General features: G+C 70.3%; 10 protein-coding genes and 1 pseudogene. 7 read left to right on the forward strand and 4 right to left on the reverse strand.

Features of this window, described 5'->3' with window-relative positions; all coding sequences use genetic code 11:
• Window positions 1-283: 283 nt before the first annotated feature.
• Window positions 284-1552 carry a caspase family protein gene (locus tag HW577_RS10875; RefSeq protein WP_198376159.1) on the forward strand — a complete coding sequence of 423 codons (1269 nt, stop codon included), beginning with the start codon at window positions 284-286 and terminating at the stop codon, window positions 1550-1552.
• A 56-nt stretch (window positions 1553-1608) separates the two neighbouring features.
• Here HW577_RS10875 and HW577_RS10880 read toward each other — a convergent pair whose 3' ends face one another.
• The 4 genes from HW577_RS10880 to HW577_RS27050 all read right to left on the reverse strand — a co-directional run bounded on the left by HW577_RS10880 (window position 1609) and on the right by HW577_RS27050 (window position 5597).
• Window positions 1609-1938, reverse strand: a complete 330-nt coding sequence (locus tag HW577_RS10880; RefSeq protein ID WP_198376160.1) for a VOC family protein — start codon at window positions 1936-1938, stop codon at window positions 1609-1611.
• 131 nt (window positions 1939-2069) lie between these two features.
• Window positions 2070-2471 carry a hypothetical protein gene (locus HW577_RS10885; RefSeq protein WP_198376161.1) on the reverse strand — a complete coding sequence of 134 codons (402 nt, stop codon included), beginning with the start codon at window positions 2469-2471 and terminating at the stop codon, window positions 2070-2072.
• Complete coding sequence (locus HW577_RS10890; protein WP_332837625.1) at window positions 2458-3675, reverse strand: site-specific DNA-methyltransferase; 1218 nt, start codon at window positions 3673-3675, stop codon at window positions 2458-2460. Before HW577_RS10890 ends, HW577_RS10885 begins: the two co-directional genes overlap by 14 nt.
• A gap of 209 nt (window positions 3676-3884) precedes the next feature.
• A complete protein-coding gene (locus tag HW577_RS27050) occupies window positions 3885-5597 on the reverse strand; it encodes a virulence-associated E family protein (protein WP_198376162.1) in 1713 nt (570 codons plus the stop codon).
• Window positions 5598-5613: 16 nt separating this feature from the next.
• On the opposite strand from HW577_RS27050, the gene HW577_RS10900 reads away from it, so the two are divergent.
• The 6 genes and pseudogenes from HW577_RS10900 to HW577_RS10925 form a co-directional block, all read left to right on the forward strand.
• Window positions 5614-7374 carry a TAXI family TRAP transporter solute-binding subunit gene (locus tag HW577_RS10900; RefSeq protein ID WP_332837626.1) on the forward strand — a complete coding sequence of 587 codons (1761 nt, stop codon included), beginning with the start codon at window positions 5614-5616 and terminating at the stop codon, window positions 7372-7374.
• Window positions 7375-7725: 351 nt separating this feature from the next.
• Entirely contained in the window at window positions 7726-9414 is a 1689-nt protein-coding gene (locus HW577_RS10905) for an efflux RND transporter periplasmic adaptor subunit (RefSeq protein WP_198376164.1), read from the forward strand.
• Between the two features lie 3 nt (window positions 9415-9417).
• On the forward strand, window positions 9418-12561 hold the full coding sequence (locus tag HW577_RS10910) for an efflux RND transporter permease subunit (RefSeq protein WP_332837628.1): 3144 nt from the start codon (window positions 9418-9420) through the stop codon (window positions 12559-12561).
• A gap of 15 nt (window positions 12562-12576) precedes the next feature.
• Entirely contained in the window at window positions 12577-12972 is a 396-nt protein-coding gene (locus HW577_RS10915) for a hypothetical protein (RefSeq protein WP_198376165.1), read from the forward strand.
• On the forward strand, window positions 12969-13721 hold the full coding sequence (locus tag HW577_RS10920; RefSeq protein WP_198376166.1) for a response regulator transcription factor: 753 nt from the start codon (window positions 12969-12971) through the stop codon (window positions 13719-13721). Before HW577_RS10915 ends, HW577_RS10920 begins: the two co-directional genes overlap by 4 nt.
• A pseudogene (locus HW577_RS10925) lies at window positions 13718-13989 on the forward strand (ATP-binding protein); the annotation flags it as partial. The gene HW577_RS10920 and the pseudogene HW577_RS10925, both read left to right, overlap by 4 nt.

The raw sequence follows: 13989 nt of genomic DNA on the forward strand, positions 1-13989 counted from the left end.
CGATACCCGCCAGCCTTCGCGTCGTCATTAACGTCGACCATAATGTCGGCCCGAAGCTCCCAGCCCCAGGCCCAACCAGCACATTCACCGCCCGCAGCGGAAGACGGGCCTCTACGCCGCGCTTACCGAAGGTCTGACCGAGCGACGCCTTGTCCCTGCCGGTCCGAACTGAGCCAGATGGGATGTACTGAGCCCGTGCTTGCTGGCTCGGACGACCGCTACATGGATTTTGGGCATTTGGGGCAGCAATACTGAGTTGAGATGCTACTTCGAAGGGCAAAGCATGCTGGGCTCCTTGAAACTGCTGCGCCGAACGCTGCTCATCGCGCCTCCGTTGGCATTGCCGCTTGTTGCGGCGCGAGCAGCTACCGGCCGCGTCGCTCTGGTTGTCGGGAACGGTCGGTATTCCGGTGGTATCCCGGCGCTAGCCAACCCGCCGAGTGATGCAACCGCCGTTAGCTCGGCGCTGCGGCGCCTCGGCTTTCAGACGACCCTGATGATCGACGCAACGCGCGCGGAAATGGTCAGCGCCATGGGGAGATTCGCGCAAGCCGCAGCGGGCAAGGAAGCCGCTGTTCTCTTCTATGCGGGTCACGCGGCTGAAATCGATGGAACCAACGTCCTGTTCCCGATCGACGTATCGTTGGCTGCCGGTCGCGATCCATCGCAGCAGGGCGTGTCATTCAACGACGCGGTCGATGCCCTGCGAGGGCAGGCGGAGACGACGCTTTTCTTCTTGGACTCATGCAGGGACAATCCCTTCGCGTCGGCGGCACCCGCTCCGCGCCGGGGGCGCGAAGGCGCCCGTTCAGGGACGCGCTCACTTGGCCGAGGACTCGCGCCGGTGCGCTCATCCGCAGGCATGTTGATCGCCTTCGCAACTGCGCCGGGGGATGTCGCCCTGGACGGGACCGGGAGCAATAGTCCGTTCACGTCAGCCTTGCTGAGCGAGATCGAAACGCCCGGGATCGATGTGCGGGAGATGCTGGGGCGTGTGCGTCGCATCGTCCGTCAGTCGACGGGCGGCAGACAAATCCCGTGGGACAATTCAAGCCTCGAGCAAGGGTTCGTATTCGCGTCATTGCCGTCGCCCTCCGGTTTGGCGCAGAGGCCAACGCGCAGGACGGTCGTCGACGCAGAGACGCGTGGAATTCCGCTGCCGGCAGGGATCACGAGCAGGACGTTCCGGCGTGACGCTGCATCTGCGATCGACCTGGTCGGCTCCTGGAGTAGCGGGGCCAACCGGTACAGCGGCCGGGGGCGCCAAGCATTGCTGCTCGTTCTGTCGGCGCCAATGGGCGGAGAGGCTGAGGTCATCTCGTGCGTCGGACCGCCCCAGGAAACCAGCCTCTCGCAAGCGCCAGCCACCTGCCGGACCTACATCGGACAGGTCCTGTCGCCGCGTTCGTTGATGTTTCGAGAGCCTGATGGCACGGAGCGCACCTTGACGCGGCTCATGGGGCAATATGCTCGGCTGACGGCCGTACATCCACCGGACTGGCCACGTCGCGGGCCGATCACAACCTCGATCGACGTCTTTCGGATTGAGTGATCAGCGCCACGCCGTCTCGACAAGGCGCCGCGCCGCAAGATGCGGTTCACATGTGATCAACTGCGCACCTCGAGATAGAATTCCCGGTCGGAGTAGCTGCCGACGCTCGCCTCGATCCCGCGTGCGCTGAGCCAGTCGGCAAGGCGCTCCAGGGCTGCTCTCGGATGATCGTCCAGGAACGCGATCTGCGATCGCAGCTTGTCGGTGTCACGATGCACGGTCTCGCTACGGCTGAACTGCAGGTCGATGTTCGCTCCCGGCTGACGCAGCCAGATCGACCGCTCGGTGCGCCGCAAGGGGACGAAGCCAAGCTGGGTCACAAGCAAATCAACGACCGTCTCAAAGTGCTGGACCTCGAGCCGATTGGCGACGTGATTGAAGCGCATCTGACGACCCTCCTGATGCCAATCGTAGGGCGATGCCTTGCCCACCGCGAGACGTCATCGCGTCTGTTCGTGACTGACCAACGGTCGTTGCTCGGTGTTGAACAGATGCGATGTCGCGCAGTACGGCTCGGTCAGGTGCCGTCATCACCCCGCGTCTCGTCCACGAGCTTCACCTCGACCTGATGACGGGGCACGCGTCCGCTGCGCACGATCGCCTCCAGCTGCGCATCCGTGAGCTGTTCGAGATCCTCGATCACCGGCTTGAGCTCGACCTTCTCCCGCCACCCCGCCCGCGCCTTCATCCAGAAGATCGCCGCCGCGACGTTCTTGCCCTGCGTCGCCATCTGGAACAGCGACTGCGCCACCTTCGCATTCGCCTCCACCGTCCCCCGGTCCAACTCCTCCCGGAAATGCTTGCGCAGCGTCTTGGGGTCGATGCCGAGGAAGGTGGCGATGTCCTCGTGCGGCACACCGAACCCCGCCATGGTCTTGACCGTGCGCCGCTGCTCGGCGGTCGGCTCATACCGCCGCATGGCGCGCCTCCGTAGCCGGCGGGGCGGCCAGCGCGTCGAACCGCGCCCCGTCGCCCTCGCGGATCGCCGCCTGCCCCGTGAAGGCCTCCCAGCGCGCCACCGCGACGTCGACATAGGCTGGGGAAAGTTCGATCGCGTGGCAGGCCCGCCCGCTCACCTCCGCGGCGATGATGGTCGTACCGCTGCCGCAGAACGGCTCGTACACCGCCTGGCCGGGGGAGGAGTTGTTCTCGATCGGCCGGCGCATGCACTCGACCGGCTTCTGGGTCCCGTGGACGGTCTCGGCATCCTCGCTGCGGCCGGCGATCTGCCACAGCGTCGTCTGCTTGCGGTCGCCCGACCAATGACCCTGGCCGCGCACAGCGTACCAGCACGGCTCATGCTGCCAGTGGTAGTGGCCGCGCCCTAGCACCAGCCGGTCCTTCGCCCAGATGATCTGGGCGCGGATATCGAAGCCGCAGGCGGTGAGGCTCTCCGCGACCGTCGTGGCGTGCAGGGCTCCGTGCCAGACATAGGCGACCTCGCCGGGGAATAGCGCCCAGGCCTCGCGCCAATCGGCGCGGTGGTCGTTCTCGACCTTGCCGGTCCGGGTAGTGGTGCTGACGCCGGCACGGTTGCGCCAGGCGGGGTCGTACTCCACGCCGTAGGGCGGGTCCGTGACCATGAGATGCGGCCGGACGCCACCCAGGGCCGAAGCCACGACGGCGGGATCGGTGCAGTCGCCGCAGGCCAGGCGATGGCGCCCCAGGAGCCAGACGTCACCAGGCCGCGTGACCGGCGTCTCGGGCAGCGGCGGGATCTCGTCGGGGTCGGTCAGGCCGGTCGTCTGTTCGGCAAGGAACCCCGCGATCTCGTCTGCGTCGAAGCCGGTCAGACCCAGATCGAAGCCCGCCCCCTGCAGGTCCAGAAGCTCGACACGGAGGAGGTCCTCGTCCCAGCCGGCGTTCAGCGCCAGCTTGTTGTCGGCGAGCACGTAGGCGCGGCGCTGCGCGGGCATGAGGTGCGCCAACTCGATGACCGGCACCTCCGTCAGCCCCAGTTTCCGCGCGGCCAGCACGCGGCCGTGGCCGGCGATGATGCCGTTGGCGCCATCGGTCAGGACGGGATTGGTGAAGCCGAACTCGCGGATCGAGGCGGCGATCTGCGCGACCTGATCGTCGGAATGCGTCCTCGCGTTGCGGGCGTAGGGAATTAGGTCAGCCACGCTGGCCTTTTTGTAGGCGGGGAAGTCTTTGAACAAAGCGTCAGGCATGGCCATGGCGGCGCTCCTCGGGACGTTTCGAATGGGGCGATCGGCAACGGACGGCGCCGAAACCCCGTGACGCAGATGACGCACATGACGGACTGCTTCTGGACTCCCCTGATGACTCACCCACCGCACCCACCCCTAGGAGAGAAAGTGCGTCATGTGCGTCATGCGTCATGGCGACGCTCCGGACTGACCCACGGCCGCGCTGAGCTGCTGCGTGGCCCTCGCTGCCATCCCAGCCGCTCGAGGATGGCTGTGATCCGACGCTGGTCGCGCGTGCTCACCCGCGGCGTGTCGAGCCGCAGGGCACGGTTGGCGATCTCGCAGACAGTGACGCTCGACCGGTCCGTCAGGAACGCGACGATCTCGTCCTCCCAGACATCCGCCTCGAACCGCTCCTCCTGCTCGGGCCGGATGTGCTGCTGCTCGAAGGCGGCATCGGGCCACCAATGGGCGCCATGGCGGTACAGGTGGACCGCTTCGGCGAGTAGCTGATCGCGGTCGCGCTCGAGCCCTGCCAGGTCGATCGCACCGACGCGAACCGGCCAGAAACGACGGGCGCCAGTTTCGTCCTGCAGATAGACGGTCTTATTGGTCGTCCCGATGAACAGGCATTGGCGGGGCTCGTTCACTTCCTGCCGGCCGTAACTCGGTCGGTATCGCTCGACCGTGCGCGTGATCAGCGCCTTGAGTGCGGCCGTCTCGGCCCGACCGAAGGCAAACAGTTCCGGTACCTCGATCAGCCAGCGACCGCGGAGGTGCTGCTGCACGTCCTTGCCGCTCCGGATGTCAGGCAGCGCGTCCGAGAACCAGGGTCCACCGAGGATCCGACAGGCGCTCGACTTGCCTGCCCCCTGAGGTCCCTCAAGGATCATCATGTAGTCCGCCTTGCAGCCCGGTTCGAAGATCCTGGCAACCAGGGCCACGAGGAACATGCGGCCGACGGCAGATGTATAGTCGGTCAGCTCGGCGCCGAGATGTGCTGCGAGCCAGGTATTGACCCGCGGCGTACCGTCCCAGCGACAAGCCTCAAGACTGCCGCGAACCGGATGGAAGGCCAGTTCGCTTGCACGCGCCTCGACCGCCTGGTGCGTGACGTCCTTTGAAAGTCCGGCGAGCCCCGCCCGCTGCAGCCACTCCTGCAGGGCAGAGACGTCGGTGTCGCGCAGAGGACGGGGGTAGGGTTCGCCATCGACGATATCCTGACCCGGGACAGGCCGCATCAGGAACGGAGTGCCGAGCATCTGATCCAGTCGGACCAGACCCGACAATTCGGACGCATGGCGCAGGGCCGTAAGCGCGTTGGCCAGGATCGGACGTGGATCGCCGTGAGCGTTGCGCAGGCATTCGTCGCGCCAGTCTTTCCCTCCGTCATCCGCTTCGGGGCGAAGAAAGTCGCGATCGGTCAGGTCTGCGGTCGAGAGCCAGCTTTGCTCGAGCATTCGCCTTAGGAAAGCGAGCCGATCCACGCCTGTGCAGTGGGCGTGGCGGCAATGGATGACAAAGCCGCTAGTGCGGCTATCGCTCGCATTGACGACGAAGGTCGCGGCGTCTGCCCCGGGGAAGGTGTGCTGATCTTCGTTCGGGCAGCGGATGTGGTGCTTGGCGGCGTCGGCCACGAAGCCCGTGAATAGTTCCGGTCGCCTGGCACGCAATGCGTTCACGATCTCGAAGCGGCTGCCGTAGTAGAGCAGCTCTCGGGCCCAGCTTGCCGGGAGCGGCTCGCTGTCGTGTCGCCGGAACGGCTGCGCCATTCGCCCCCACAGCACGACCTTCCCCGAGGCCACCTTCTCGCTGAAGTCGGAAGCAAGCTCATGCCACGCGCGCTGGAGCGCTCGAACATGCTCGTTGGCTGCGGACCGGCGCAAGCGCGGCATGTGGATGGGTGGATGCGTGCCGCTTGGGTACGACGTGCGCGAACGCAAGCTGGTGGTGAACGACGCCGAGGCGGCGCTGGTACGGCGGATCTTCCAGGGCTTCGTGGAGACCGAATCCTGCACCCGCTTGGTTCAGATCCTGCGCGGCGAGGGCGCCGCCACGAAGCGAGGGCGCCCGCTGACGAAGAGCGACGTCTACCGAGTCCTGAGCAACCGCGTGTATCTCGGCGAGGCGGTCCACAAGGGCACGGCCTATCCCGGCGAGCACGACGCCATCGTCACCCAGGCGCAGTGGGACGCGGTGCACGCCGTCCTGCAGGTTAGCCCGCGTGCGGGGGCAGCCGGGTCGGATCGGGGCGCTCCGCGGGCTCCTTGCCTCATGGATGGGACGGCACGGCGCCCGGCCACACGCCGCCAACCGGATTGCCGAGGGCGGCGGGCCGTTCCATGGTCGGGGCCGATGCAGCGCATTCTTCCCTGGCTGGTCCGGCACTGGGCGCTGTCCAGCACCCTGCTGCTGCTGGCCTGCGGCGCGCTGGGCTATTCGCTGGCCGCGCCGGCGCCGCCGCGCGAGATCCGCATCGCCATCGGCACCGTGCCCGATTCGGCCTATACGCTCGCCGCCGAGGCCTATGCCCGGCGGCTCGAGGAGACAGGCTTCCGCGTCCGCCGCGTGCCCACGCAGGGCTCGGTCGAGAACCTCGCCATGCTGCGCGCGCGGGATGTGGATCTTGCGCTGGTCCAGGGCGGCATCGCCGATCCCGCGCGCGATGCGGGGCTGGTTTCGCTCGGCGCGGTGTTCCACGAGCCTGCCTGGATCTTCCTGCGCGCCGAGGCCGGCATCGGGCGCCTGTCGGACCTGCGCGGGCGGCGCGTGGCGATCGGCCCCGAGGGCAGCGGGACGCGCGTGCTGGCACTGGCGCTCCTGGCGGCGAACGAGATCGGCCCGCTGGAGATCGAGGCGCTGCCCATCACCGGCCCGTCGGCGGCCGAGGCACTGCTCTCGGGCGCCGCGGACGCCGCCATCCTGGTCTCGGCGCGCACCACCGGGGCGGTCGCCACCCTGGTGCGCGCCGCCCCCTCGGTGCGCCTGGTGGATGTGGCGGAGCGCGCCGACGCCTACGGCGTGCACCTTCCCTTCCTCTCGACGGTGCGGCTGCCTCAGGGCGGGCTGTCGCTGGCGGCCGACCTGCCCGAGCAATCCGTGACGCTGCTGGCGTCGGTGGCCTCGGTGGTCGCGCACCAGGACATCCACCCGCAGGTGGTGAGCCTGCTGGTCGGGATCATGCAGCAGGTTCACCGCCCCCGCACGCTGTTCGGGGCCGAGGGCACCTTCCCCAACGCGCTGGCGCAGGACCTGCCGATGAACGCGGATGCCGAGCGCTACTACGCGCGCGGCAGCACCGCGCTGCAGCGCTGGCTTCCCTTCTGGGTCGCGGTGTGGGTGGAGCGGTTGCTCTTCGTGCTGCTGCCCGTGATCGGCCTTGCGGTGCCGCTGATCCGGTTCGGACCAACGCTCTATGCGTGGCAGATGGAAGGGCGGGTGTGGCGCCACTACGACACGCTGCGCCGGATCGAGGCGGAGGCCGAGCAGGCGCGCGGCGACGACGCGCGCGCGGCGCTGCGCGAGCGGCTCGAGGCGCTCGAAGGGCGCGTCGCACGGCTCTCGCTGCCGCTCACCTATCGCCGGCATGTCTTCGCGCTGCGCCGGGACATCGCCTATGTCCGCGCGCAACTGGCCCCTGCGCGCGCGCCCGGCGGCATCGAACAGGCGTAACGGCGCCACGGATCCTGTGGGGCTTCCGTCGCCGGGACATCCCCGTCGCGATCAGCAGACCTATCCGCCGCGCGCCGCCGAGTTTCGGCGCAACCCGGCGTGCCTGATCCGCGCTGCAGGCGATCGCGGCCCACTGCCCCCGGTCCGTCGCTACGCTCTCGCACCGGTTCTCGGGATCGTCGCGTGAGGGACGCCAGTCCCGGCCCCGCCCCTGGCCCGCGCGCCGTCGCCCGCTCCGCCCCCCGGTTTGCCCGCCGGCCGGCGTTCCGCCGCCATGGACATACTTTGTCATGATCCTGCGCGGCGTCGTCGCATGGATGCCGCCATGGAGACGCGGTCCAGGAGCGCTCCATGCCCATTCGTCCCGCCCCGCGCCGGCCGCAGGCCTGGCTTCGCCGCGCCGTTTTCGGCGTGCTCGCCGTGCTCCTGCTCGCCCACCCCACCGCCGCGCATGAAGGACATGACCACGGCGCCGCACCCGAGCCGGTGGCAACCGCCCTGCCCCGCGCCGAGGCTCACAGCGACCTCTTCGAGATCGTCGCCATCCTCCAGCCTGGCGGCGCGCTCACCCTCACGCTCGACCGCTACGCCGACAACAGCCCGCTCGACGGGGCCGTCACCCTGACCCTCGACGGCCAGGAGGTCGCCGCGGAGCGCCAGGGCATCGGTCTCTTCGTCGCGCGGCATCCGCTGCTGGAACGGCCGGGCCGGCTCGACCTGGTGTTCACCGTGACGGCGGCGGAGGAGATGGACCTGCTGACCGCGACGCTGGAGGTGCCGGCACCGGCGGCGACGCCCGGCGCCGTGGTCGAGGCGCTGGCCCTGCTGCGCAGCGGCGCCGTCCAGATCGGCATCGGCCTCGGGCTGCTCGCGCTCGGCCTCCTGCTCGGGCGCGCCTCCGTCCGCCGCCCGCTGCCGCCGATGGTCGAGGAGGCACCCGTCATCCGCCCGGTCGAGGCCACGACGCGGCGCGCCGCGGCGCTGCTGCTCCTTACGGCCTTCGCGGCGGCCCCGGCGGGGGCTCAGCCGGCGCTGGTCACCGGGGAGGCGCCCCGCCGCCTGCAGGACGGCGCCATCTTCGTGCCGAAGCCCTCGCAGCGGCTGCTCAGCGTGCGGACGCAGATCACCGAGCATGGCGAGGCCTCCGCCGCGCTGCGCATGATCGGCACGCTGGTGCCCGACCCGAACGCCTCGGGCCGCGTGCAGGCGAGCCAGAACGGGCGGCTGGAACCCGGCGATGCCGGCTTCCCGACGCTCGGCCAGCGGGTCGAACGCGGGCAGGTGCTGGCCTATGTCACGCCGACCTACAGCGCCGCCGAACGCGGCAGCCTGATCCAGAACGCCGCCGAGCTGGATGCGCAGATCACCATCCTCGAAGCCCGCGTCCGCCGCCTGACATCGCTGCGCGGCACGGTGGCCGAACGCGAGATCGTGGACGCCCAGGCGGAACTCGCCGGCGCGCGCCAACGCCGCACCGCGATCCAGCCCGCGCTGTCGGGGCGCGAGCCGCTGGTCGCGCCGGTCTCGGGCATCGTCTCGACCGTGCGCGGCGCCGTCGGCCAGCTGGTCGATAGCGCCACCACCGTCGTCGAGATCGTCGATCCGAGCCGCCTGTGGGTGGAGGCGCTCGCCTTCGACCGCGCGGCGCTGGAACGCATCACCGGCGCCAACGCCACCCTGCCCGATGGCCGCGTGCTGGACCTCGTCTTCATGGGGCGGGGGCTGACGGTGCGGCAGCAGGCGGTGCCGGTGAACTTCCGGGTGGACGATCCGCCGCCGGATGCGCCGATCGGCATCTCGGTCCTCGTCACGCTGCGCACTGCGCGCGCCGTGCAGGGCATCGTGCTGCCCGCCGATGCGGTGGTGCGCAGCGCCGAGGGCCCGCCCGTGGTCTTCGAGCACGCGACCGCCGAGCGCTTCATCCCCCGACAGGTGCGCGTGCAGCCGCTGGACGGCACGCGCGTGGTGGTGACGGCCGGGCTCGAGCCCGGCAAGCGCGTGGTGGTGCAGGGCGCGGCGCTGATCGCCCAGGTCCGCTGAACCATGCTGTTCAACGCCGTCGTCGGCTTCTCGCTGCGCAACCGGCTGTTCGTGCTGGTCGCGGCGCTGCTGGTCAGCTTCTATGGCATCTTCACACTGTCGCGCATGCCGGTCGACGTCTTCCCCGACCTCAACCGGCCCACCGTCACGCTGATGACCGAGGCCGAGGGCTTCGCGCCGGAGGAGGTCGAGCAGCTCGTCTCCTTCCCGATCGAGACGGCGGTCAACGGGCTGCCCGGCGTGATGCGCGTGCGCTCGGTCTCCTCCGTCGGGCTCTCCATCGTCTTCGTCGAGTTCGACTGGGGGGCGGACATCTGGCGCGCGCGCCAGCAGGTTGGCGAGCGGCTCGGCCAGATCCAGGCGCAGCTGCCCCCGCGCGTCCTGCCCGCCATGGCACCGGTCTCCTCCATCATGGGGGAGATCATGCTGGTGGCGATGACCGCGCCGGCGGACGGCTCGACCGGCCCGATGGAGCTGCGCGACCTGGCCGACTGGGTCATGCGGCCGCGGCTGCTGACCATCCCCGGCATCTCCCAGGTCATCCCTATCGGCGGGGAGGTGCGGCAGTTCCGCGTCATGCCGGATCTCGACCGGCTGCACGCGCTGGACCTGACGAACGAGCAGCTGATCGCCGCGCTGCGCCAGTTCGGCGGCAATGCCGGGGGCGGCTACGTGGACCAGGCGGGACGGGAGTTCCTGATCCGCAACATCGGCCGCACCACCTCGCTGGAAGACCTGCGCAACGCGACCGTCGGCTTCCGGGAAGGTCAGCCCATCGCGCTGCGCCAGGTCGCGCGCGTCGAATACGGCCCGCGCTTCAAGCGCGGCGAGGCGGGCGTGGACGGCCAGCCCGCGGTCATCCTCGCCATCGCCAAGCAGCCCGGCGCCGATACGATCCGCCTCACCCGCGCGGTGGAGGCGGCGCTGGCCGAACTCCAGGCCGGCATGCCGCGCGGCGTGGTGGCGGACCGGGTGAAGTTCCGGCAGGCGGACTTCATCGCGCAGTCCATCGCCAACCTGCAGCAGGTGCTCGCCGAAGCCTTCGTCGTCGTGGCGATCGTGCTCTTCGCCTTCCTGCTCAACACGCGGACCACCTTCATCTCGCTGACGGCGATCCCGCTCTCGATCCTGCTGACGGCGATCGTCTTCGCGGCCTTCGGCCTGTCCATCAACACCATGACGCTGGGCGGGCTCGCCATCGCGGTGGGGGAGCTGGTGGACGACGCGGTGGTGGATGTGGAGAACATCCTCCGCCGCCTGAAGGAGAACGCCGCGCGCGCGGTGCCGGAACCCGCGATCCGGGTCGTGGCGGCCGCGAGCGCCGAGGTCCGGTCCGGCATCGTCTACGCCACGCTGATCATCGTCCTGGTCTTCCTGCCGCTCTTCGCGCTGACGGGAATCGAGGGCCGGCTCTTCGCGCCGCTCGGCATCGCCTACATCGTCTCCATCCTCTGCTCCCTGCTTGTCGCCGTCACCGTCACGCCGGTGCTCTCCTACTGGCTGCTGCCGCGGATGCGGCGGATGCATGCGGGCGACGGCGCGCTGGTGCGCGGGCTGAAGGCGGCGCAGGACCGTCTGCTGCGCCGGGCCTTCGCGCACCGGCCGCTGGTGTTGGGCCTCGCCTTCGGCGGCGTCGCCATCGCCGCGGCCAGCGTGCCCTTCCTGCCGCGCGCCTTCCTGCCGCCCTTCAACGAGGGCACGCTCGTCATCAACGTCACCTACCAGCCGGGCATCTCGCTGGCGGAATCGGATGCGCTCGGCCGCGTCGCGGAACGCCTGCTGATGCAGGTCCCCGAGGTGAAGGGTGTCGGCCGCCGCACCGGCCGGGCGGAACTGGACGAGCATGCGGAGGGCGTGCATTCCTCGGAACTCGACCTCGACCTGCGCGAAGGCGGACGTCCCCGCCCCGAGGTGCTGGCCGATATCCGCGCGCGGCTCGCCGCCCTGCCGGCCGCGGTGAACATCGGCCAGCCGATCAGCCACCGGCTGGACCACATGCTCTCCGGCGTGCGGGCGCAGGTCGCGCTGAAGATCTTCGGCGACGACCTCGACACGCTGCGGACGCTGGCCGAGACGCTGCGTGGCCGGCTGGCGGAGAACGTGCCCGGCCTGACCGACCTGCAGCTGGAGCGCCAGGTGCGAATCCCGCAGCTGCGCATCGCCGTCGATCATGAGCGCGCCGGGCTCTACGGCGTCTCGGCGGCGGCGCTGACGGAAACGCTGGAATCGCTGACCGGCGGCACGGTCGTCAGCCAGATCCTGGACGGCGCGCGCCGCTTCGACGTGGTGCTGCGCCTCGCCGACGAGGACCGGACCACCGCCCGCCTCGCCGAGGCGCTCGTGCCCACGCCGCACGGGCGCGTGCCGCTCGGCCTGCTCGCGCGCGTCGAGGAAGGGGACGGCCCGAACCAGATCCTGCGGGAAGGCGCGCGCCGGCGAATCGTGGTGCTCGCCAACACGGCCCCCGATGCCGACATGGCGCAGGTCATCGCCGGCATCCGCGCCGAGCTGGCGCGCATGCCGATGCCCACGGGCTACACCACGGCGCTGGAAGGCACCTTCCAGGCGCAGGAGGAGGCGATGCGCACCATCGCCGTCCTCGCCCTGATCTCGCTCGGCCTGATCTTCGTCGTGCTCTACTCCCGCTACCGCTCGGCCATGCTGGCGGTGATCATCATGGGCAACGTGCCGCTCGCGCTGATCGGCGCCGTCGCGGCGATCTGGATCGCCGGGCAGCCGCTGTCGGTCGCGACGCTGGTGGGCTTCGTCACCCTCACCGGCATCACGACACGCAACGGGATCCTGAAGGTCAGCCACTACCTGAACCTCGCGCTGCACGAGGGCGAGCGCTGGGGCCTGGCGCTGGTGCTGCGCGGCAGCGCGGAACGCCTGACGCCGGTCCTGATGACCGCGCTCTCCGCCGGGCTCGCGCTGATCCCGCTGGCGATCGGCGCCGACGCGCCGGGCAAGGAGATCCTGCACCCGGTCGCCATCACCATCCTGGGCGGCCTGGTCAGCGCCACGCTGCTCGATACGCTGGTGACGCCGATCCTGTTCCACCGCTTCGGCCGCCCGGCGCTGAAACGGCTGCGCGCCGAGGCCGAGGAACGCCGCGCTGGCGGGGCGCTCGCGCCCGAGACATTCTGATCCGAGGAGACTTCGATGCCGACCAAGCGCAGCCTGATCGCCGCCGCACTGATCCTCCTGCCGTCCCTGGCGCTGGCGCATGGCCCCTCCCGCGGGCCGAATGGCGGCCAGATGCAAGACATCGGCAGCTACCATGGGGAGCTGCTGGCGCAGGACGGGCGGCTGACCTTCTTCCTGTACGACACGAACGACCGTCCGCTTTCCGCGACCGGTGCGACCGCGACCGGGATCGTGCTGGCCGGAGGCCGCCAGCAGACCGTCACCTTCGCGCCGCGGCCCGATGGCACCGCGCTGGTCGCCAGCGGGGAGTTCCGGGCCGAGCCCGGCCTGCGCGTCGTCGTGCAGCTGGTCCCCGCCGCCGGGCAGCCCCGCGTCCAGGCGCGCTACGCGCCCATCGAAGCGGCCAGATGAGCGACGCCGCAGAACGCCGCCTGCTCGACCCCGAGGCGCATATCCTCGTCGTCGAGGATGACGGCGAGATGCGGAACCTCGTCGCGCGCCTGCTGCGCGAAGCGGCCTTCCGCGTCTCGACCGCCCGCGACGGGCGCGAGATGTGGGAGGTGCTGGACAGCCCGGCCGGGCAGCCGGACCTGATCCTGCTCGACGTGATGCTGCCCGGCGCCTCCGGCCTCGACCTGCTCCGCCGCCTGCGGGAGCGGTCGCGCGTTCCGGTGCTGATGCTGACCGCGCGGGGGGAGGAGATGGACCGCGTCCTCGGCCTCGAGCTCGGCGCCGACGACTATGTGGCGAAGCCCTTCGCGCCGCGGGAACTGGTCGCGCGCGTCCGCGCCCTGCTGCGCCGCGCCGCGCCGGCGGATGCGCAGCCCGACCCGCGGTCGCGGCGGCTGGCCTTCGCCGGCTGGGTGCTGGACACGGCGCGGCGGGAACTCACCTCCCCCGAGGGTGTCGCGGTCGATCTCTCGGGCGCCGAATACGACCTGCTGATCGCCTTCCTCGAACACCCGCAGCGCGTCCTGTCGCGGGAACAGCTGCTCGAGGTCGCCAAGCGGCGCATCGGCGCCGACCCCTTCGACCGGACCGTCGATGTCCAGGTCAGCCGCCTGCGCCGCAAGATCGAGCCGGAGGAGGACAGCCCCTCCCTCATCAAGACCGTGCGCGGGGCGGGATACGTGCTGGTGGCGGACGTGACCCGGGCATGAGGTCGCCCTGGCCCGCGAGCCTGGCCGGACGCATCACGCTGCTGCTGCTGGGCGGGCTGATGCTGCTGCACATCGGCAGCATGTGGGTGCATGAGCGCGCGCTGCGCGACACGGAGCAGGGCGCGCGGATCGATCGCATGGCCGACCAGCTGGCGGCGGCGCGCGCGGCGGTCGCCCCTTTGCCCGAGGCGGCCCGCGACGAGGCGGCGCACGCCATCTCGCGCCCGGGCCTCGAGATCCACTGGGATCGCGTGGCCCCGCTGCCGGC

Source organism: Neoroseomonas rubea (assembly GCF_016106015.1).
GTDB classification, from domain to species: Bacteria; Pseudomonadota; Alphaproteobacteria; order Acetobacterales; family Acetobacteraceae; genus Neoroseomonas; species Neoroseomonas rubea.